This window comes from Caulobacter sp. GW822-FHT07D08, assembly GCF_058798735.1.
In genome coordinates this window covers 32,075-51,352 of sequence record NZ_JBXAKU010000001.1, presented here as the reverse complement: position 1 = coordinate 51,352, position 19,278 = coordinate 32,075, and the positions used below count along the sequence as shown (strand labels likewise).

Annotated in this window: 18 protein-coding genes; 11 read left to right on the top strand and 7 right to left on the bottom strand. The window is 69.4% G+C overall.

Annotated elements, in window-relative coordinates:
• The first annotated feature begins 153 nt into the window (after nucleotides 1-153).
• The 3 genes from AC1RJ9_RS00220 (at nucleotide 154) to AC1RJ9_RS00210 (ending at nucleotide 4,295) form a co-directional block, all read left to right on the top strand.
• A complete protein-coding gene (locus tag AC1RJ9_RS00220; protein WP_492835825.1) occupies nucleotides 154-1,809 on the top strand; it encodes a M28 family metallopeptidase in 1,656 nt (551 codons plus the stop codon).
• A gap of 128 nt (nucleotides 1,810-1,937) precedes the next feature.
• On the top strand, nucleotides 1,938-3,326 hold the full coding sequence (locus AC1RJ9_RS00215; protein ID WP_492835827.1) for an L-serine ammonia-lyase: 1,389 nt from the start codon (nucleotides 1,938-1,940) through the stop codon (nucleotides 3,324-3,326).
• A gap of 84 nt (nucleotides 3,327-3,410) precedes the next feature.
• The gene (locus AC1RJ9_RS00210) at nucleotides 3,411-4,295 is read left to right on the top strand and encodes a DUF72 domain-containing protein (RefSeq protein ID WP_492835829.1); all 885 of its coding nucleotides are present in this window, start codon (nucleotides 3,411-3,413) and stop codon (nucleotides 4,293-4,295) included.
• Between the two features lie 32 nt (nucleotides 4,296-4,327).
• On the opposite strand, the gene AC1RJ9_RS00205 is transcribed toward AC1RJ9_RS00210, so the two are convergent.
• Genes AC1RJ9_RS00205 through didA form a run of 3 tightly spaced genes read right to left on the bottom strand, consistent with a single transcriptional unit; the run spans nucleotide 4,328 to nucleotide 6,429 of the window.
• Nucleotides 4,328-5,113 (bottom strand): DUF1295 domain-containing protein, encoded by a 786-nt coding sequence (locus AC1RJ9_RS00205; protein WP_492835831.1) that lies wholly within the window; start codon nucleotides 5,111-5,113, stop codon nucleotides 4,328-4,330.
• Nucleotides 5,114-5,173: 60 nt separating this feature from the next.
• Nucleotides 5,174-6,175: a dipeptide epimerase gene (locus tag AC1RJ9_RS00200; protein ID WP_492835833.1), complete on the bottom strand. Its 1,002-nt coding sequence runs from the start codon at nucleotides 6,173-6,175 to the stop codon at nucleotides 5,174-5,176.
• Nucleotides 6,176-6,222: 47 nt separating this feature from the next.
• On the bottom strand, nucleotides 6,223-6,429 hold the full coding sequence (didA, locus tag AC1RJ9_RS00195; protein WP_492835835.1) for a DNA damage-induced SOS-independent cell division inhibitor A: 207 nt from the start codon (nucleotides 6,427-6,429) through the stop codon (nucleotides 6,223-6,225).
• 158 nt (nucleotides 6,430-6,587) lie between these two features.
• On the opposite strand from didA, the gene AC1RJ9_RS00190 reads away from it, so the two are divergent.
• Nucleotides 6,588-6,896: a polyhydroxyalkanoic acid system family protein gene (locus tag AC1RJ9_RS00190; RefSeq protein ID WP_492835837.1), complete on the top strand. Its 309-nt coding sequence runs from the start codon at nucleotides 6,588-6,590 to the stop codon at nucleotides 6,894-6,896.
• Nucleotide 6,897: 1 nt separating this feature from the next.
• On the opposite strand, the gene AC1RJ9_RS00185 is transcribed toward AC1RJ9_RS00190, so the two are convergent.
• Nucleotides 6,898-7,767, bottom strand: a complete 870-nt coding sequence (locus AC1RJ9_RS00185; RefSeq protein WP_492835839.1) for a sigma-70 family RNA polymerase sigma factor — start codon at nucleotides 7,765-7,767, stop codon at nucleotides 6,898-6,900.
• A gap of 94 nt (nucleotides 7,768-7,861) precedes the next feature.
• Here AC1RJ9_RS00185 and AC1RJ9_RS00180 point away from each other — a divergent pair, with 94 nt between their 5' ends.
• Complete coding sequence (locus tag AC1RJ9_RS00180; protein WP_492835841.1) at nucleotides 7,862-8,335, top strand: carboxymuconolactone decarboxylase family protein; 474 nt, start codon at nucleotides 7,862-7,864, stop codon at nucleotides 8,333-8,335.
• 163 nt (nucleotides 8,336-8,498) lie between these two features.
• Here AC1RJ9_RS00180 and AC1RJ9_RS00175 read toward each other — a convergent pair whose 3' ends face one another.
• Nucleotides 8,499-8,909, bottom strand: coding sequence for a DUF983 domain-containing protein (locus AC1RJ9_RS00175; protein WP_492835843.1), 411 nt, complete (start codon nucleotides 8,907-8,909; stop codon nucleotides 8,499-8,501).
• Nucleotides 8,910-8,977: 68 nt separating this feature from the next.
• Here AC1RJ9_RS00175 and AC1RJ9_RS00170 point away from each other — a divergent pair, with 68 nt between their 5' ends.
• Nucleotides 8,978-10,342, top strand: a complete 1,365-nt coding sequence (locus AC1RJ9_RS00170) for an aminotransferase-like domain-containing protein (protein ID WP_492835845.1) — start codon at nucleotides 8,978-8,980, stop codon at nucleotides 10,340-10,342.
• Here AC1RJ9_RS00170 and AC1RJ9_RS00165 read toward each other — a convergent pair.
• Both AC1RJ9_RS00165 and AC1RJ9_RS00160 read right to left on the bottom strand, forming a co-directional pair.
• Nucleotides 10,339-10,542, bottom strand: coding sequence for a hypothetical protein (locus AC1RJ9_RS00165; protein WP_492835847.1), 204 nt, complete (start codon nucleotides 10,540-10,542; stop codon nucleotides 10,339-10,341). The two genes, AC1RJ9_RS00170 and AC1RJ9_RS00165, sit on opposite strands and share 4 nt — an antisense overlap.
• 64 nt (nucleotides 10,543-10,606) lie before the next feature.
• Nucleotides 10,607-11,239 carry a TetR/AcrR family transcriptional regulator gene (locus AC1RJ9_RS00160; RefSeq protein ID WP_492835849.1) on the bottom strand — a complete coding sequence of 211 codons (633 nt, stop codon included), beginning with the start codon at nucleotides 11,237-11,239 and terminating at the stop codon, nucleotides 10,607-10,609.
• A 76-nt stretch (nucleotides 11,240-11,315) separates the two neighbouring features.
• On the opposite strand from AC1RJ9_RS00160, the gene AC1RJ9_RS00155 reads away from it, so the two are divergent.
• From AC1RJ9_RS00155 to AC1RJ9_RS00135, 5 genes are all read left to right on the top strand, one after another.
• A complete protein-coding gene (locus AC1RJ9_RS00155; RefSeq protein ID WP_492836107.1) occupies nucleotides 11,316-12,404 on the top strand; it encodes an efflux RND transporter periplasmic adaptor subunit in 1,089 nt (362 codons plus the stop codon).
• Between the two features lie 3 nt (nucleotides 12,405-12,407).
• Nucleotides 12,408-15,470 carry an efflux RND transporter permease subunit gene (locus AC1RJ9_RS00150; RefSeq protein ID WP_492835851.1) on the top strand — a complete coding sequence of 1,021 codons (3,063 nt, stop codon included), beginning with the start codon at nucleotides 12,408-12,410 and terminating at the stop codon, nucleotides 15,468-15,470.
• Between the two features lie 171 nt (nucleotides 15,471-15,641).
• On the top strand, nucleotides 15,642-17,273 hold the full coding sequence (locus tag AC1RJ9_RS00145) for a phytoene desaturase family protein (protein WP_492835853.1): 1,632 nt from the start codon (nucleotides 15,642-15,644) through the stop codon (nucleotides 17,271-17,273).
• 139 nt (nucleotides 17,274-17,412) lie between these two features.
• Nucleotides 17,413-18,570: an aromatic ring-hydroxylating oxygenase subunit alpha gene (locus AC1RJ9_RS00140; protein ID WP_492835855.1), complete on the top strand. Its 1,158-nt coding sequence runs from the start codon at nucleotides 17,413-17,415 to the stop codon at nucleotides 18,568-18,570.
• Between the two features lie 116 nt (nucleotides 18,571-18,686).
• Nucleotides 18,687-19,277 (top strand): TetR/AcrR family transcriptional regulator, encoded by a 591-nt coding sequence (locus tag AC1RJ9_RS00135; protein WP_492836109.1) that lies wholly within the window; start codon nucleotides 18,687-18,689, stop codon nucleotides 19,275-19,277.
• The last annotated feature ends 1 nt before the right edge of the window (nucleotide 19,278 follow it).

Sequence of the window (19,278 nt, the reverse complement as noted above, 5' to 3'; positions counted from 1 at the left end):
CTCTCAGGCGGAATCTGGGCCCCGGCATTCGCCGGGGAGATCGGATTCTGTGTTGAGATGTACAGGCGCCGCCATCCCAACCAAACCACCTAGCCACACTCCAAAACCCTCTCTAGGGTCCGCGCCAAGATTTCCCCCCAAAGAGGGTCCCAGATGAAACGCCTGCTGCTCGCCACCGCCCTGCTCGCCGCGCCCATGCTGGCGCACGCGGCCGACGCGCCCAAGATCGACCCCGCCAGGCTGTCGGCCCACATCAAGGTGCTGTCGTCGGACGAATTCGAGGGCCGCGGCCCCGCCACCGAGGGCGAGAAGAAGGCCGTCGGCTACATCGTCGACCAGATGAAGGCCATCGGCCTCTCCCCCGCCGGCGACCTGCAAAAGGACGGCAAGCGCGCCTGGACCCAGAACGTGCCGCTGGGCAAGTTCGAGATCGCCGGCCCGGTCGCCGCCAGCGTCACGGTCGGCGGCGCCAAGCAGGCCCTGACCCAGGGCGAGCAGGTCGCCATCCGCGCGGCCATGACCAATGTCGACAGCGTCTCGATCAAGGACGCCCCGCTGGTCTTCGTCGGCTATGGCGTCAAGGCGCCGGAGCGCAACTGGGACGACTTCAAGGGCATGGACCTGAAGGGCAAGATCCTGGTCGTGCTGATCAACGACCCGGACTTCGAGACCGGTTCCGGCGACTTCGGCGGCAAGGCCATGACCTATTACGGCCGCTGGACCTACAAGTACGAGGAAGCCGCGCGCCAGGGCGCGGCCGGCGTCCTGATCGTCCACGAGACGGCCCCGGCCTCGTACGGCTGGAACACGGTCAAGAACTCCAACACCAACACGATGTTCGACATCGTTCGCAAGGAGCCGGGCAAGTCGCACCCGGCGATGGAAGCCTGGATCCAGCGTGATACCGCCGTCGACCTCTTCAAGAAATCCGGCCTGGATTTCGACGCCTTGAAGAAGCAGGCCCAGACCCGCGACTTCAAGCCGGTCGAGCTGAAGGGCGTCACCTTCTCGGCCGACTACAAGGTCAAGCACGAGGTGATCATCTCCAAGAACGTCGCCGGCCGCATCGTCGGCGCGAAGTTCCCGAACGAGACCGTCATCTACAGCGGCCACTGGGACCACCTGGGCGTCGGCGCTCCGGACGCCAAGGGCGACAAGATCTATAACGGCGCCATCGACAACGCCGACGGCATCGCCGCCCTGCTGGAACTGGCCCGCGCCTTCAAGAGCCAGCCCGCGCCGCAGCGCTCGATCCTGTTCCTGGCCGTGACCGCCGAGGAAAAGGGCCTGCTGGGCTCGGAATATTACGCTTCGAATCCTCTTTTCCCGCTGGCTGCCACGGTCGGCGACATAAATATCGACGCCCTGTCGGCCGCCGGTCCGGCCAAGGACATCGGCACCTCGGGCGACGGCAAGGTCGACCTGCAGGACATGCTGGTCGCCAAGGCCAAGCTGCACGGCCGCTATTTCACGCCGGATCCCGTCCCGCAGGCCGGCCACTTCTACCGCTCGGACCACTTCCCGTTCGCCAAGCGCGGCGTGCCGGCCATCTCGATCGGCTCGGGCAACGACCTGGTGAAGGGCGGCAAGGAGGCCGGCGAGAAGGCCGAGGCCGACTACACCGACAAGCGCTACCACCAGCCGGCGGACGAATGGTCGGCCGACTGGGACCTGTCGGGCCAGGCCATGGACCTGGGCCTCGTCTACGAGATCGGCCACGACCTGGCCAACAGCCGCGTCTGGCCGCAATGGCAGGCGGGCTCGGAGTTCAAGGCCCTGCGCGACAAGACCGCCGCGCAGCGGAAGTAGGATCTTGAAACTGTCATCCCGGACGCGCTTGCGCGATCCGGGACCGCCGGAAGCTCTGAGTTTCCCGCGGTCCCGGCTCTCCGCTTCGCTGCGGCCGGGATGACAAGCTCTATTGCGTAAAACATCCCATGACCGCCTCCGTCTTCGACCTCTTCAAACTCGGCGTCGGCCCGTCGAGCAGCCACACCATGGGGCCGATGAGCGCCGCCGTGCTGTTCGTCGGCCGCCTGCGCGAGGCCGGCAGGCTGACGAGCGTCCACCGGGTCGAGGTCCGGCTCTATGCCTCTCTGGCCCTGACCGGACGCGGCCACGCCACGGACCGGGCCGTGATCCTCGGCCTGATGGGCTTTGTCCCCGCGACGCTCGATCCCGACGCCGGCGAGCGCGCCCTGCTGGAGAGCCAGGCTACCCAGTCCTTGAATCTGGCCGGCGATCACGCCATCGCCTTCGACGAGGCCCGCGACATCGTCTGGCTGGGCCACGAGCGCCTGCCGCAGCACCCCAACGGCCTGACCTTCACGGCCTTCGACAAGGCCGGCGAAGTGCTGGCCGAGCGCACCTACTTCTCGATCGGCGGCGGCTTCGTCCGCGACGAGCGCGAGATGGGCAGCAACGCCCCGCCGGAGGAAGGCCCCGCCGTCCCCTTCCCGTTCGAGAGCGGCGCCGACCTGCTGGACCGCGCCGCCCAGGCCGGCCTGACCGTCGCCCAGGTCATGGCCGCCAACGAGATGGCCCGCATGGACGAGGGCGCGATGAACGCCGGCCTCGACCGCATCTTCGGAGCCATGGAGGCCTGCATCGATCGCGGCATGCGCCAGGACGGCGTCCTGCCCGGCGGCCTGGCCGTCAAGCGCCGGGCCCACCAGATCCACCAGACGATCCTCGGCCGGATGGAGCGCCAGATGAGCGACCCGCTGGCGGCCATGGACTTCGTCAACCTGTGGGCCATGGCGGTCAACGAGGAGAACGCCGCCGGCGGCCGCGTCGTCACCGCCCCGACCAATGGCGCGGCGGGCCTGATCCCGGCCGTGCTGCGGTTCTTCGTGCGCTTCCACAAGGGCAGCCCCGAGCAGATCCGGGTGTTCCTGCTGACCGCCGCGGCGATCGGCGCGCTCTACAAGCGCAACGCCTCGATCAGCGGAGCCGAGGTCGGCTGCCAGGGCGAGGTCGGCGTGGCCTGCTCGATGGCCGCCGCCGGTCTCGCGGCGGCGCTGGGCGGCACCAACGCCCAGATCGAGAACGCCGCCGAGATCGGCATGGAGCACAACCTCGGCCTCACCTGCGACCCGATCGGCGGTCTCGTGCAGATCCCCTGCATCGAGCGCAACGCCATGGGCGCCATCAAGGCCATCGACGCCGCGCGCCTGGCCCTGCTCGGCGACGGCCAGCACTCGGTCAGCCTCGACAAGGTCATCGCCACGATGAAGCGCACCGGCGAGGACATGAACGAGATCTACAAGGAAACCTCGATGGGCGGTCTGGCGGTGGGCCTGTCGGTCAACCGGGTGGAGTGCTGAGGGAGACGCAGACTCCTCCCCCTTCATGGGGGAGGTGGATCGGCGCGGATACGCGACGAGACGGAGGGGGCCGGTCATGACTCGATGGCCCGGCGCAAACCCCCTCCACCGCCGTTCGGCGGTCCCCCTCCCCCAAGCGGGGGAGGAGAGATTCTCCCCTCGACGCCGTGGTTATCCTCGACTAGCTTCACCGTGAACAGGAAGGGAACAAACATGGCCAAGGGCAAGATCCGAACCGGTATCGGCGGCTGGACGTTCGAGCCCTGGCGCGGGACCTTCTATCCCGACGATCTCAAGCAGAAGGACGAGCTGAAATACGCCTCGTCGAAGCTGACCAGCATCGAGATCAACGGCACCTACTATTCGACCTTCAAGCCCAACAGCTGGCAGAAGTGGCGCGACGAGACGCCGGACGACTTCGTGTTCGCGGTCAAGGCCAGCCGCTTCTGCACCAACCGCAAGGTGCTGTCCGAAAACAACGATTCCCTCGAAAAATTCCTGTCCCAGGGGCTCGAGGAGCTGGGGCCGAAACTGGGTCCCATCAACTGGCAGTTCATGGCGACCAAGAAGTTCGACGCGGCGGATTTCGAGGGTTTCCTGAAATTGCTGCCAAAGGAGCGGAAGGGCGTCCAGCTTCGTCACGCCCTGGAGGTCCGCAGCCCGACCTTCGCCTGCCAGGAATTCTACGATCTGGCCGCCCAGTACGGCGCGGCCATCGTCTACGCCGTCGACGACGAGGAGCCGACCTGGCCCTGCATCGACCAGCCGACGGCGGATTTCACCTATGCGCGGCTGATGTCCAGCAAGCCGGACGAGCCGACGGGGATGACGTCTGAGGAGCTGGACGGGGTGGTGAAGCAGGCGCGCGAATGGGCCGAGCGCGGCGACGTGTTCGCCTACTTCATCGCCGGCGCGAAGGTGCGCAATCCGGCGGCCGCGATGGCGCTGATCGAGAAGCTTGGGGTCTGAAAGCTCCCTCTCCCTAAAGGAGAGGGGTTTCCTCATCCCTTCTTCGGAAACCACGGCACGAAGCCGCTGGTCCGCGCCACGTAGTCCTCATAGCCCGGCTTGGACTTGCGCATCTTGCCCTCGGTGGTCGGCACGCCGCTCCAGCGGGTCAGCAGCACGGTGATCAGGATCGGCCCCGGCAGGCTCCAGGCGCCCAGGCCCGTTTCGGCGGCGATCAGGTAGAGCCCCCACCAGACGCAGGCGTCGCCGAAATAGTTCGGGTGGCGGGTGTAGCCCCATAGCCCCCGGTCCATGACCTTGCCAGCGTTGGCCGGGTCGGCCTTGAAGCGGGCCAGTTGCCCGTCGCCGATCGTCTCGAAGGCGATGCCGGTCACGGCCAAGACCGCGCCGACGAACGCCAGCGGTCCCAGCGGTCCGGCCTGTTGTCCCATCTGCACCGGCAGGGCGACGACGAACCCCAGGGCGAACTGCAGCGAGAACACCAGCAGCAGGGCGGTCTTGGCGAAGCTCCAGCCGCGATGCGTCTTCGCGTGGTCGATCATGGCGACATAGCGCCGGTCGGCCCCGTGGGTGCTCCAGCGCCAGAACAGATAGCCGCCCAGCCGCGCCGCCCACACGGTGCACAGCCCCGTCAGCAGCAGGCCATGCGGTGTCGCCGGAGTCTGAAACAGGGTGCTCCAGGCCAGCAGCGCCATGCCCGGGCCCCACCAGGCGTCGATGAAGCTGACGTCCTTGAGCCGCAGACTGACGAGCCAGAGCGCCAGGAAGGCGACGGCCGAGACGGCGGCGTTGACGGCGAGAACGGTGAGGAGCGGCATGTCGAGACCTCGAGCTGGGCCACGGAGATACGCACCAAACCACGGGACGGACGGATCTCGCTATAGCCAGAGCCCCTGGGCCGTCACCGCATCGCCCCAGAAGCCCGGCTTCGGCGGCGTGATCCGGCCGCGCTCGACCCGCAGGCCGCCGGGGTGATCGCTCGCCAGCCACCACGGCCCGTCGAGGTCGGCGAAGTCGCTTGCCCCGCCCAGATGCAGCGCCGGCGCGACGCCCAGGGACGAGGCGACCATGCAGCCGGTCATCACCTGGAAACCCAGCGCCTTGGCCGCCTTCAGCATGGCCACGGCCTCGGTCAGGCCGCCGGTCTTGTCGAGCTTGAGGTTCACGGCCTGATACCGGCCCTTCAGCGCCGCCAGGTCGCCGCCGACATGCACGGACTCGTCGGCGCACACCGTGAACGGCGGGTCCCAGCCTTCCAGCTCATGGTCGGCGTCGGCCGGCAGCGGCTGCTCGACCAGGGCGATCGGCAGGTCGGCTAGCAGGGATTTCAGTCCGTCGAGGATGTCGAAGGTCCAGCCCTCGTTGGGATCGACGATGAAGCGGGAATTGGGCGCGGCGGCGGCCACCGCGCGCAGGCGCGCGGCGGGGTCCTCGGCCGAGAGCTTGATCTTGATCAACGGCGCGTCGGCCATGGCGCCGGCGGCCGCCCCCATGGCCTCGGGCGTGTCGAGGCTGACCGTCACGGCGGTGACCAGGGCGGAAGGGATCGGCAGGCCGGTGGCGGCGGCCACGCTGACCCCGGTGCGCTTGGCCCGCAGATCCCATAGCGCCAGGTCCAGGGCGTTGCGGGCCGCGCCGGGCGGCAGGGCGGCGCAGGCGGCGTCCACGTCCGTCGAGGCCAGGGCCGGCGTCAGCTGGGCCAGCACGCTGTCGACCGTCTCGCCGTAGCGGCCATAGGGCACGCTCTCGCCGCGCCCGACATGACCATCGGCCGAGGCGACTGCCTCGACCACGTCGGCGGCGGTCTTGACCCCGCGCGAGATGCGGAACGGGGCCTTCAGCAGGTGCGACACCGGGCGGACGGAGACGACGATCGACATGCCCGAAGGGATGCCGCGTTTCGCGGTGTCCTACCAGCCCCCCAAAATCACCAGCCCCAGCGACGGGGGATCGGCGAGTCCGCGCGGCGCTCGGCCATCACCTTCAGGGCCAGCGGACGGTCGACGACGAACAGGGCCAGCCAGACCAGCAGCACGCCGGCATAGTGGACGGCGCCGAGAACGCCGCCCGGACGGCCCGGACGCACGAAGCGGGGACGACGGGCGAACGGCTGGGTCATGGCGAAGTCGGTCATGTCTTTTCCCCGGTCCGATGAGGGGCCTCATCTGGTAAGGACCAACTTGATCGCGCCATGCGCCAGAATCGGACGTATTGAACCGATCGCGCAAACCGTTTCGTATCCCGCCGCGTTTTGCCGGAAAGCCGCCCAAGGAAAGCCGCCCAGAGGACCCCATGGCCAAGACCATCAGCATCAACATCCCCCACCAGCTGGGCGCGGCCGAGGCCAAACGGCGGCTGGAACAGGGCCTGGCGCAACTGGCCGGCCAGATCCCCGGCGGCGACGCCAAGGGCTTCACCCAGAGCTGGGCCGGCGACGTGCTGAACTTCTCGGCCGTCGCCATGGGCTCGACCATCACCGGCGTCGTCCAGGTGCTGGAGGACCACGCCCGCCTCGACATCAGCCTGCCGGGCCTGCTGGGCATGGCCGCCGGCAAGATCAAGGACGAGCTGTCGCGGCGCGGCCAGTTGCTGCTGAAGTAGGCTACAGCGCCGACACCTCAACCTCGGACAGCCGGCCGGGGTCGCCCACGACCGTGATCTCGGCGATCCTGCCGCCTTCGATCCGGATGTCGAGCGCCATCAGCAGCTTGCCCATCGGGGCCACGACCGCGCCGATCTCGCCGTTGATCAGCACCGTACGGGCCGTCTGGGCCTTGCCGTTGTAGAAGGCCGCGACCTTCTGCGCCCCGACCAGCTCGCGGGTCTGGCCGCCGCCGGCGAAGACGTCGGCGCGGACCACGACGTTCGGATCCAGCACCGCCATCAGCCCGGCTAGGTCCCCGGTGCGCGCGGCCAGCAGGAAGGCGTCGACAACGCTCTTCTGGGCCACCTGGCCGGCGTCGAGATTGTCGCCGCCGCGCACCCGGCGGCGCGCCCGGCTGGCCAGCTGGCGCGCGGCGTCGGGCGTGCGCTCGACGATCGGGGCGATCTGTTCGAACGGCATGTCGAACAGGTCGTGCAGCACGAAGGCGATGCGCTCGGCGGGGCTGAGGGTCCGCAGCACCACCAGCAGGGCCAGGCCGACGGAGTCGGCCAGGATGGTCTCGCGCTCGATCGCCTCCTCGGCGGTGACGGCCGGCTCGGGCGCGCCGTTGGAGAGGACGTCCTCGCGGCGGGATTTCCTCGACCGCAGCATGTCCAGGCACACGCGCGAGGTCACGGTCGTCAGCCACGCCGAGAGATTGTCGACGCCGCCGGCGCCGTTGCGCGACAGGCGCAGCCACGCCTCCTGCACCGCATCCTCGGCCTCGGGCAGCGAGCCCAGTAGGCGATAGGCCACGCCGCGCAGACGGGCCCGGTCGGCCTCGAACCTGTCGGCCAGGAAATTCTGCTCAAAATTCTCTTGGGGCATCGGTCACATCGCTCCGTCGGGCTTCGTCACCTCTTCGACGAACGCAAGCCGTCGGATGTGACCGGCGGCGTCGCCAAATCGCAAGGAGACACCGATGCAAGCTCGCCAAATGAACGCCAGGATGACCCAGCCCGCCTACCTGCTGCCGGACGCCATGAAGGCGATGATGGCGCTGTCCAAGTCCGCCCATGTCGAGGGCGTGCCCGAAGCCCTGCACGAACTGCTGCACCTGCGCGTCAGCCAGATCAATGGCTGTGGCGTCTGCCTGGAGATGCACGCCCGCGGCGCCCTGAAGTCCGGCCAGAGCCCCGAGCGCCTGGCCACCGTCGCCGGCTGGCGCGATACGCCCTACTTCACCGAGGCCGAACGCGCCGCCCTGGCCCTGGCCGAAGCCGTGACCCGCGTCGCCGACAAGGCCGACCCGGTCTCCGACGAGGTCTGGGACGAAGCCGCCCGGCACTATGACGAGAAGGCGCTGGCGGGCCTGCTGATCACCATCTCGGCGATCAATGTCTGGAACCGCCTGAACGCCGCCACGCGCCAGGTGGCCGGGTCGCTGGGGGTTTAGCGCCAGCCCCTCCCCCGCTCTCCCCGGCGAAAGCCGGGGCCCAGACGGAGGAGCGCTGAGGCGGGTTCTATGAGCGCCGCGCTCTTCCAATCAGCCCAAACGCCATGAGATCTGGGCCCCGGCTTTCGCCGGGGAGATCGGAGATTGGGGATTTGGGGAAGCCCTACAGCCGCCGCGAGTCGAAGTCGTGGCGGCCCAGGCTCTCGAAGCGGCCTTCCTCGGCCTTGTTGATATATTGCGAGGCGACCAGCCAGCTCTTCACCGGGCGCAGGGTCGCCAGACAGCCGATGATCAGCGCCGGGAACACCGTCACCAGATGCACCCAGATCGGCGGGTGATAGGTCACCTCGATCCAGGCGAAGACGGCGATCACCAGAATGCCGATGCCGCTCATCACGAAGAAGGCGGGGCCGTCAGCCGGGTCGGCGAAGCTGTAGTCCAGCCCGCAGCGGTCGCACTTCGGCGCCAGCTTCAGGAAACCGCCGAACAGCTTGCCCTCGCCGCAGCGCGGGCAGCAGCACTTGAAGCCGGCCTCGATCGGCGTCGGGGAGTCGTAAACTTCATAGTCGGCCATCAGTGGCCCCTTCCTACAATCGCAGGATTGATCCATACATTGTGCGATTAATGTATGGATATTGAGCCATGCCCGCAACTAGGGGATCACCGAATCCGGCCGCCGCCTGGCTGCGCCGCATCGAGGCCCTGGACGGTCCCGCCTATCGCCGGATCGCCGAGGCCATGGAGCAGGCCGTGGCCGAGGGCGAGCTGCAGGCCGGCGACCAGATTCCGGCCCAGCGCGAGGTGGCCCGGCTGGTCGGGATCGACTTCACGACGGTGACCCGCGCCTACGCCCTGGCCCGCGAGCGGGGGCTGATCGAGGGGACCACGGGACGCGGCACCTTCATCCGCTCTCGCACGATCGAGGACGAGGCCGGGCTGGTCGACCTGTCGATGAACCTGCCGCCGCCGCCCGCGGGGCTGAACCTGGCGGCGCTGCTGCGCGAGGCGACCGGCGCGATCCTGGCCCGGACCGATCCGGCGACCTTGATGGCCTATCACCCCGGCGCCGGCTCCCTGGCCCAGCGCGCGGCCGGCGCGACCTGGCTGGCCCCGAGCCTGGGCGAGGCGGCCGCCGAGCGGGTGATCGTCGCCAGCGGCGCCCAGACGGCGCTGTCGGCCCTGCTGGACCACCTGACGAGGCCAGGCGACGTGATCCTGGCCGAGGCCTTCGCCTATCCGGGCCTGCTGGCCACCGCCGCCCGGCGCGGCCTGAGCGTCGTGGCCTGTCCGATGGACGCCGAGGGGCTGGAGCCCGAAGCGCTGGATCGGATGATCGCCCAGCATCGCCCGCGCCTGCTGTGCTGCACCCCGACCTTCCAGAACCCGACGGCGGCGACCATGAGCCTTGCGCGGCGTGAGGCGGTCGTGGCCATCGCCCGCGCGGCCGGCGTGACCATCATCGAGGACGACGCCTACGGCCTGCTGCCCGCCGCGCCCCTGCCCGCCCTCGCCGCCTTTTGGCCGGAGGGCGTGTTCCATGTCGCCACCACCGCCAAGGCGCTCTCGCCGGGCCTGCGCCTGGCCTACATCGTCGCCCCGCCGGGACAGGCCGAGGGCGCGGCGCGAACTCTGCACGCCATCGCCCAGATGCCCGCGCCGCTGATGGCGGCCGTGGTCACCGGCTGGATCCGCGACGGCGTCGCGACCCGGATCCTGGAGGGCGTCCGCGAGGAGGCGGCGGCCCGGCGCGCCCTGGCGGCGGCGCTGCTGCCGGCGGCGACGGGCGGGCCCGAGAGCCTGCACGTCTGGCTGCCCGGCGCGACCGCGACGCCGGCCGCCAGGGACCGAGGCCTGGCGCTTGTGGGGGCAGAGGCCTTCCGGGCGCCGGGAGCGGTCGGTGAGGGCCTACGCGTCTCGCTGGGCGCGGCGACCAAGCGCGCGACCTTGGGCCAAGCGCTGACGGCGCTGCGGGCGCTGACCCTGCCACCAGGACAAGGGTGTTCCTAGAACTCCCCGTCGTCCTCGACTTCGCTCCCACCTTCGCCCTCGCCGCCCATGGCGTTCTCTAGGCTGTCGATGATGTCGTCCATCTGGTCGGGCGTGATCGAGACGTAGAGCGACTCGCCGCCGATGGCCGAGACCAGCAGGCGGTAGCCGTCGTCGGTCTCCTGCAGGCTAAACGATTGGAGCGGCAGGAGCTGGGCCATGGGGATCCTTCCCGAAAGAGCGAGGCGCTCACTTAGAGGTCCCAGCCCTCTACTTCAACGCCCCCTACTTGAGCGCGCCTCTGCGCAGCATGGCCACATGGGTGGCGATCAACGTCTCGCGCTCGATCCAGGGAAATTCCGGCCGGGCGATCAGCAGCGAGACCAGACCGTGCAGTCCGGCCCACAGCGACTGGGTCGCGGCCATCACGTCGTCGCCGGCCATCAGCCCGCTGGCGTGCAGCTCGCCGACCATCTCGACGAACACCTGGAACACTTCCTTGCCGGCGGCCATCGGCTTTCCGCCGGTCTTCTCCAGAAACGAGCCGTCGACGCTTTTCTCCAGCATGAAGGCCACGCGGTACGCGTCGGGATGGTCGAGGCCGAAGTCGATATAGACCCGCAGGCAGCGATCGAAATTCTCGGTCGTCGGGGTGTAGTTCACCCGCGCATCGGCCATCCGCTGGCCCAGGATCGCGAAGGCCCGCACGCACAGTTCGGCGGCGATGTCGTCCTTGGTGGTGAAATAGGCGTAGAGGGCCGGCTGCGAGATGCCGGCGATCTCGGCGATCTGGCGGGTCGAGACGGCGTGGACGCCCTTCTGGGCGAACAGGCTCTGGGCGGCGTCGAGGATCTCCTCGCGGCGCTCGGCGCCCTGGCCCTTGGGTTTGCGTGGAGAACGCGTTTGGGGAGACTTCATCGAAGGTCGTTGACCACTGCTATCCAAGCTTGACAAGCCATCGCTATCAATCACTGATAACTTATCATTGATCGATTTGGAACAGTCTATGTGGCGGACCCCGCTCCCTCCCCTGGCGGCGCTGCTGATGACGACGGCGCTGGCGGCCTGTGGCGGCAAGGCCAAGACCGAGGCGGCGACCCCGCCGACGCCGGTCGAGGCCGCCCGCGTCGCCGCGCCTGAAGCGGCCGGCGCCGTGACCGGAGCCGGGACGCTGGAGCGCCGCCGCGAGATGGCGCTTTCCTTCCGCATCCCCGGCGTGCTGACGGCCATGAAGGTCGAGGCCGGCGACCGCGTCTCGGCCGGCCAGCTGGTCGCCGCCATCGATCCGGCCGGGGTCGACGCCCGCCAGCAGCAGACCATGGCCGAGCTGGAGCGCGCCCGTCGCGACATCGAGCGCGACAAGACCCTGTTCGAGAAGGGCTATGTCAGCCGCCAGCGCATCGACGACCGGACGAGCGCGCTGAAGGCCGCCCAGGCCGCCTACGACGCCGCCCGTTTCGACCGCCGCTGGGCCAGCCTCGTTTCGCCGGCTTCGGGCGTGGTGCTGGAGCGCCGGGCCCAGGCGGGCGAGGTCGTCGCCGCCGGCCAGGTGGTGGCGCGGATCGCCGATCTCTCCAGTCCGCTGGTCCTGCGCCTGCCGCTCTCCGCTCGCGAAGCCGCGCGGGTCCGGGTCGGCGATGTGGCGCGGGTTCGGGTCGAGGACTTCGGAGACCAAGCGCTCAACGGCCGCGTCACCCGCGTCGGCGAGGCCGCCGACACCCGCACCGGCGCCATCAGCGTCGAGATCGAGCTCTCCGCCCCGCCCGCCGCCCTGCGCAGCGGCCAGGTCGCCCACGCCACGCTTTCCGTTCGCACCGCGCCGGGCGCCACGACGGCCTTTGCCCGCATCCCCGCCGAGGCGGTGCTGGAGGCCAACGGCCAGCGCGCCTTCGTCTACCGGTTCGACCACGGCAAGGCCCGGCGCATGGCCGTCGGCTTCGGCGGCTTCGACGGCGACGACGCCCTCGTTTCGGGCCTGCCGGACGGCGCCCAGGTGATCACGGCCGGGGCCGGCTTCGTCGCCGACGGCGAGGCCGTGCGGGTCATCGACCCCAAGCGCCTCGACGCCTCTAGGGGTCAGTAAGCCGTGAAGTTCGATCTCGCGACCTTCGCCGTCCGGCGCTGGCAGTTCACCCTGGTCGCCTTCGGCCTGCTGATCATGCTGGGGATCAACGCCTTCAACAATGTGCCGCGCTCGGAAGACCCGCACTTCCCGACGCCGATCGTCATCGTCCGCGCGGTCCTGCCCGGCGCCGAGCCGTCCGAGATCGAGCAGTTGATCGTCGATCCGATCGAGGACGCCGTCGACGGCCTCGACGACATCGACAAGGTCGAGTCGACCGCCGTGGACGGCTCGGCCATCATCCGCGTCCACTTCACCTGGGACGTCGACACCGAGCGCAAGTTCGACCAGGTGGTGCGCGAGGTGAACGCCATCCGCGGTAACCTGCCGGCCGGCGTCCAGCGGCTTGAGATCGAGCGGATCCGCACCACCGAGGTGTCGATCGTCCAGGTCGCCCTGACCTCTGACATCCTGCCCATGCGCCGCCTGGAAAAGACCGCCGACCGCCTGCGCGAACGGCTGGACCGGGTGCCCGGCGTGCGCGAGGCCAAGTATTGGGGCGCGCCGCCGTCCGAGGTGCAGGTCACGCTGGACCTGGCCCGCCTGTCGGCCCTGAAGCTGCCGCCCACCGCCGTGGTCGACGCCCTGAAGGCGGCCGGGGCCGAGGCGCCGATCGGCGCGGTGCAGGCGGGTGAGCGGCGCTTCAACGTCAAGTCCGGCGGGGCCTTCCATGACCTGGCGACCATCGGCGACACGCCGGTCCGCTCGCTGGGCGGTCAGGTCACCCGCGTGCGTGACGTCGCCCGGGTGGCCTGGGCCCAGGCCGAACCGACCCACCTGACCCGCTTCAACGGCAAGCGCGCCATCTTCCTGACCGTCAACCAGAAGGACGGCCAGGACGTCGCCAAGATCACCAAGGGCGTGCAGCGGGTGCTGGACGACTACGAGAAGACCCTGCCCGCCGGGGTGAAGATGGAGCGCGGCTTCGTCCAGGCCGAAAACGTCAAGCACCGCCTGAACAACCTGTTCCGCGACTTCGCCATCGCCCTGTGCCTGGTGCTGATCACCCTGCTGCCGCTGGGGCCGCGCGCCGGCCTGGTGGTGATGGTGTCGATCCCGCTTTCGCTGCTGATCGGCCTGACCATGCTGCAGGCGCTGGGCTTCACCCTGAACCAGCTGTCGATCGCCGGCTTCGTGCTGGCGCTCGGCCTGCTGGTCGACGACAGCATCGTCATCACCGAGAACATCGCCCGCCGGGTGCGCGAGGGCGAGGACCGGGTCGACGCGGCGATCAACGGCACCCGCCAGATTAGCCTGGCTGTCTTGGGCTGCACGGCGACGCTGATGCTGGCCTTCCTGCCGCTGATGGCCCTGCCGGCGGGCTCCGGGGCCTATATCAAGTCGCTGCCGGTGACGGTGCTGTGCACCATCGCCGCCTCGCTCTTCGTGTCGATGACCATCATCCCGTTCCTGGCCAGCCGCCTGCTGGACAAGCATTCCGATCCCGAGGGCAACGCCCTGCTGCGCGCGGTCAACAACGGCATCCACCGCTTCTACCGGCCGGTGCTGCACCGCGCCCTGGCCCGGCCGTGGGTGGCCATGGCCGTCCTGCTGGCCATCTGCCTGACCACCTTCCCGCTGGTGAAGCTGGTCGGCTCCAGCCTGTTCCCGGCCGCCGAGACCCCGCAGTTCCTGATCCGGATCGAGACCCCCGACGGCACGTCCCTGGCCCGCACCGACCAGGTGCTGCGCTATGTCGAGCAGCGCGTCAGGGCCGAGCCCGACGTCGTCTGGGCGGCCGCCAACCTCGGTCGCGGCAATCCGCAGATCTTCTACAACAAGAGCCAGCGCGAGAGCGCCACGACCTTCGCCGAGGTGTTTGTCAGCCTCAAGCGCTGGGAGCCGGGCCGCAGCGAGCAGGTGCTGGACCGTCTGCGCGAGCAGTTCGCCGCCTATCCCGGCGCGCGGATCAGCGTGCAGACCTTCGAGAACGGCCCGCCGATCGACGCGCCTGTCGCCATCCGCCTCACGGGCCAGAACCTCGACGTGCTCAAGGCCCTGGCCGCCCGGGCCGAGGCGATCCTCAAGGCCACGCCCGGAACCCGCGACGTCACCAACCCCGTCCGCCTGGACCGCACCGACCTCGACCTCGGCATCGACGAGGCCAGGGCCGCGGCCCTGGGCGTCCAGGCCGGCGCCACGCGGCGCATCGCCCGCCTGGCCCTGTCCGGCGAGGAGACCGCCCGCTTCCGCGACCCGGACGGCGACGACTACGCGGTCAAGGTGCGGCTGCCGATGGCCCAGGCCGACGGCGCGGCGCGCAACCCGCTCTCGGCCCTGAAGGGCGTCTATGTTCCGACCGCCGACGGCCTGGCCGCGCCGCTGGACGCCATCGCCACCCCGCGCCTGAAGTCCAGCCCCTCGCGCATCGACCGCTTCGACCGCGAGCGGACCGTGACCGTCAGCTCCTGGGTCAGCACCGGCTTCCTGGCCTCAGGCGTGACCCAGGACGCCCTGGCGCGGCTGAACAAGGACCTGCCGCTGCCGCCGGGCTACCGCCTGTCGCTGGGCGGCGAGGCCGAGGCCGCGTCGGAAAGCTTCGCCGGCCTTGGCGCGGCGGTGCTGGTGGCGGTGTTCGGGATCCTGGCGGTGCTGGTTCTGGAATTCCAGAAGTTCAAGACCGCCCTGGTGGTCGCCGGCATCATCCCGTTCGGGGTGTTCGGCGCGGTCCTGGCCCTGGCCCTGACCGGCTATTCCCTGTCGTTCACCGCCACGATCGGCGTGATCGCCCTGATCGGCATCGAGATCAAGAACTCGATCCTGCTGGTCGACTTCACCGAGCAGCTACGTCGCGAAGGCATGAACCTGCACGACGCCATCGAAAAGGCCGGCGAGGTGCGCTTCCTGCCCGTGCTGCTGACCTCGGTGACGGCGATCGGCGGGCTGCTGCCCTTGGCCCTGGAGCGCTCGGGTCTCTACTCGCCCCTGGCCATCGCCATCATCGGCGGGCTGATCACCTCGACGCTGCTCAGCCGCGTGGCGACGCCGGTGATGTACTGGCTGACGGCGCGCGGGAAACAAGACTGAGCCCTCCCCCTTGATGGGGGAAGGGTTGGGTGGGGGTGACTACGGCCTTGGCGGCCGAACGGCAGCATCACCCCCATCCCCGCCCTTCCCCCATCAAGGGGGAAGGGAGAAGGCTTGCCTATTATACAGTCGTATAGCAACCTCTCCGCCTATTCTGGGGAGAGCACCACCATGGCCGAAACCACCAACCGCGACGCCGTGATCATCGGCGGCGGTCACAACGGCCTGGTCTGCGCCTTCTACCTGGCCAAGGCCGGGCTGAAGGTCACGGTCTGCGAGGCGCGCGGCGTGGTCGGCGGGGCGGCGGTGACCGAGGAGTTCCATCCCGGCTTTCGCAACTCCGTGGCCAGCTACACGGTCAGCCTGCTGAACCCGCGGGTGATCGCCGACATGGGCCTGCACGACTACGGCCTGACCTTCCTGGAACGGCCGATCTCGAACTTCCTGCCGATCAGCGACGAGCGCTATCTGAAGCTGGGCGGCGGGCTGGAGCGCACCCAGGAAGCGTTCCGCCAGTTCAGCTATCGCGACGCCGAGGTGCTGCCGGCCTACTACGCCATGCTCGACGAGATCGGCGACGTGCTGCGCGACTTCGCCCAGGAGACGCCGCCGAACCTGGGCGATGGCCTGCCGGGTCTGCTGCGCGGCCTGCGCCAGGGCGGGCGGCTGGCCATGCTGTCGCGCCAACGCAAGCGCGACCTCTTGGACCTGTTCACCAAGAGCGCCCGCGACGTGCTGGACGGCTGGTTCGAGAGCGACGCGGTCAAGGCCGCCTTCGGCTTCGACGCCGTGGTCGGCAACTTCGCCAGTCCCGACACGCCCGGCTCGGCCTATGTGCTGCTGCACCACACCTTCGGCGAGGTGAATGGCAAGAAGGGCGCCTGGGGCCACGCGGTCGGCGGCATGGGCTCGATCACCCAGGCGATGGCCAAGGCCTGCGAGGCGGCGGGCGTCGAGATCCTGCTGAACGCGCCGGTCGAGGGCGTCCACATCGACGGCGCCAAGGCCGTGGGCGTGCAACTGGTCGACGGCCGCCAGATCATGGCCCCGATCGTCAGCGCCAATGTCAATCCGGCCCTACTGTACAAAAAGCTGGTCCCGCCCTCGGCCCTGACCGCCGACTTCCGCAAGACGGTCGACGGCTACAAGAACGGCTCGGGCACCTTCCGGATGAACGTGGCGCTATCGGAGCTGCCCAGCTTCACGTGCCTGCCCGGCAAGGACGCCGCCGAGCACCACCAGTCGGGCATCGTGATCGCCCCCAGCCTGGACTACATGGACGCGGCCTATCGCGACGCCAAGGCGGACGGGATCAGCAAGGCTCCGATCGTCGAGATGCTGATCCCCTCGACCATCGACACCTCCCTCGCGCCTCCGGGCCAGCACGTGGCCAGCCTGTTCTGCCAGCAGTTCGCCCCGACCCTGCCGAACGGCCGCAACTGGGACGACGAGCGCGAAGCCGCCGCCGACCTGATCATCGACACCGTCGAGCGCTGGGCGCCGGGCTTCAAGGCCTCGGTGCTGGGCCGCACGATCCTGTCGCCGCTGGACCTGGAGCGGAAGTTCGGCCTGATCGGCGGCGACATCATGCACGGCCACATGTCGCTGGATCAGCTGTGGGCCACCCGTCCCTTCCTGGGCCACGCCAGCCACCGCGCGCCGATCGCCGGCCTCTACATGTGCGGGGCCGGCACGCACCCCGGCGGCGGGGTGTCTGGGAATCCGGGGCGGAACGCGGCGCGGGAGATCCTGAGGGACAAGGACTTCGTCACGGCGCTGAAGCTGTCGGTGGTGGGGCGGTGAGCGTGCGGTTAGCTCAGCACTGGCCCCCACCTGACCATGCTCCGCATGGTCTGTCCGCCCCCAAGCGGGGCGGAGAGAGAGATCTCCTCCCCCTCTTGGGGGAGGGGGACCGCCGAGCGGCGGTGGAGGGGGCCTGCTCATGACCCAGATCTCCAACGAAGACCCTCAATCCAACGACTCTTTGGCCGACTGGGGTCTGCCCGGCTGGATCTACGGCTCCGAGCGCTTCTTTCGCGAGGAGCAGGACAGGATCTTCCGGCCGTCGTGGCAGATCGTCTGTCACCTGAACGACATCCCCAAGGCGGGCGACTTCCACACCTTCGACTTCGTGGGCGAGAGCCTGGTGGTGGTGCGCGGCAAGGACGGCGGGGCGCGGGCCTTCGCCAATGTCTGCCGCCACCGGGGCGCGCGGCTGCTGGACGGCCCCGTCGGTCGCTGTGGCGGCCGGATCGTCTGCCCCTACCACGCCTGGACCTACGACCTGGAAGGCCGGCTGATCGGCGTGCCGATGCGCGACGACTATCCGGCGCTGGACATGGCCAAGGAAGGGCTCGCCACGATCGAGACCGAGATCTGGCGCGGCTTCGTCTTCGTGCGGATCGAGGGGGAAGGGCCGTCGGTGGCGACGATGATGGCCCCCTATGAGGACGAGGTCGCCCACTACCGCTTCGAGGAGCTGCAGCCGTTCGGCCGGGTCACCCTGCGGCCGCGCGCGGTCAACTGGAAGAACATCAGCGACAACTATTCGGATGGCCTGCACATCCCCGTCGCCCACCCCGGCCTGACGCGGCTGTTCGGCAAGGGCTATGGCGTCGAGGCCAAGACCTTCGTCGACAAGATGTGGGGCCAGCTGATCGACGAGCCGTCGGAGAGCCCGTCCGAGCGGCTCTATCAGGACCTGCTGCCCGACGTCCCGCACCTGCCGGCCGATCGCAAGCGGCTGTGGACCTATTTCAAGCTGTGGCCGAACTTCGCCTTCGACATCTATCCGGACCAAGTGGACTTCATGCAGTTCATCCCGATCTCGGCCACGGAGACCATGATCCGCGAGATCGCCTACGCCCTGCCCGATGACCGGCGCGAGATGAAGGCGGCGCGTTATCTGAACTGGCGCATCAACCGCCAGGTCAATGCCGAGGACACCGAGCTGGTGGCGCGCGTACAGCAGGGCATGGCCTCGCGGACCTTCACGGCGGGACCGCTGGCGGCCAGCGAGGTGTCCTTGCGCAGCTTCGGCCGCAAGATGCGGGCGCTGATCCCGGAGAGCCGGCTGGCAAGGCCGCCGGAGGGGTGGTGAGGATCGCGATAAGCTCCCTTCCCCCTCGATGGGGGAAGGGTTGGGGATGGGGGTGCTCGCACGGCGAACGCCGCATCCCCCCCACCCAACCCTCCCCCATCGAGGGGGAGGGCTAGATCTTGCGCGCCGCCTTCACCCGCGAGACCGCCGATGTCCGTCGGCAAGCCCTCGTCGCCGCCGCCGAGACCGTCCTGGCGCGCGAAGGCGTCGACGGAACCTCCGTCCGCGCGATCTGCGCCGAGGCCGGCGTCTCGCCGGGCCTGCTGCGCCACTATTTCGAGGGGGTCGACGACCTGATCGCGGCGGCCTACGAGGCCGTCAGTCAGCGGATCGACGGCGCGCTGGACGCCGCGCTGGACGCGGCCGGACCGACGTCTCGCCAGCGGCTGCTGGCCTATCTTGGCGCCAGCTTCGCGCCGCCGGTGCTGGATCCGCGACTGCTGGCCGCCTGGATCGGGTTCTGGAGCCTGGTCAAGACCAAGCCGCGCATCGCAGCGATCCACGCGGCGTCCTACGCGGACTTCCGGGCGCGACTGGAAGGGCTGTTGAGCGAGGCGGACGTCGCCGACACCCGCCTGGCCGCCATCGCCCTGACGGCGACCGTCGACGGCCTGTGGCTGGAGCTGTGCCTGGACCCGGCGACCTTCAGCCCGCAAGACGCGCGCGTGATCGTGACGCGCGCGCTGGAGAGCTGGCTAGCTGGCTAGC

What these genes read in the sequence shown, in the direction of transcription:
- AC1RJ9_RS00210 (WP_492835829.1), top strand. Translation starts at nt 3,411, where the DNA reads ATGGCCCGGCGCAAACCCCCTCCACCGCCGTTCGGCGGTCCCCCTCCC.
- AC1RJ9_RS00200 (WP_492835833.1), bottom strand. Translation starts at nt 6,175, where the DNA reads ATGTCGATCGTCGTCTCCGTCCGCCCGGTGTCGCACCTGCTGAAGGCC.
- AC1RJ9_RS00220 (WP_492835825.1), top strand. Translation starts at nt 154, where the DNA reads ATGAAACGCCTGCTGCTCGCCACCGCCCTGCTCGCCGCGCCCATGCTG.
- AC1RJ9_RS00185 (WP_492835839.1), bottom strand. Translation starts at nt 7,767, where the DNA reads ATGCCCCAAGAGAATTTTGAGCAGAATTTCCTGGCCGACAGGTTCGAG.
- AC1RJ9_RS00205 (WP_492835831.1), bottom strand. Translation starts at nt 5,113, where the DNA reads ATGCCGCTCCTCACCGTTCTCGCCGTCAACGCCGCCGTCTCGGCCGTC.
- AC1RJ9_RS00190 (WP_492835837.1), top strand. Translation starts at nt 6,588, where the DNA reads ATGGCCAAGACCATCAGCATCAACATCCCCCACCAGCTGGGCGCGGCC.
- AC1RJ9_RS00160 (WP_492835849.1), bottom strand. Translation starts at nt 11,239, where the DNA reads ATGAAGTCTCCCCAAACGCGTTCTCCACGCAAACCCAAGGGCCAGGGC.
- AC1RJ9_RS00175 (WP_492835843.1), bottom strand. Translation starts at nt 8,909, where the DNA reads ATGGCCGACTATGAAGTTTACGACTCCCCGACGCCGATCGAGGCCGGC.
- AC1RJ9_RS00170 (WP_492835845.1), top strand. Translation starts at nt 8,978, where the DNA reads ATGCCCGCAACTAGGGGATCACCGAATCCGGCCGCCGCCTGGCTGCGC.
- didA (WP_492835835.1), bottom strand. Translation starts at nt 6,429, where the DNA reads ATGACCGACTTCGCCATGACCCAGCCGTTCGCCCGTCGTCCCCGCTTC.
- AC1RJ9_RS00215 (WP_492835827.1), top strand. Translation starts at nt 1,938, where the DNA reads ATGACCGCCTCCGTCTTCGACCTCTTCAAACTCGGCGTCGGCCCGTCG.
- AC1RJ9_RS00165 (WP_492835847.1), bottom strand. Translation starts at nt 10,542, where the DNA reads ATGGCCCAGCTCCTGCCGCTCCAATCGTTTAGCCTGCAGGAGACCGAC.
- AC1RJ9_RS00145 (WP_492835853.1), top strand. Translation starts at nt 15,642, where the DNA reads ATGGCCGAAACCACCAACCGCGACGCCGTGATCATCGGCGGCGGTCAC.
- AC1RJ9_RS00180 (WP_492835841.1), top strand. Translation starts at nt 7,862, where the DNA reads ATGCAAGCTCGCCAAATGAACGCCAGGATGACCCAGCCCGCCTACCTG.
- AC1RJ9_RS00140 (WP_492835855.1), top strand. Translation starts at nt 17,413, where the DNA reads ATGACCCAGATCTCCAACGAAGACCCTCAATCCAACGACTCTTTGGCC.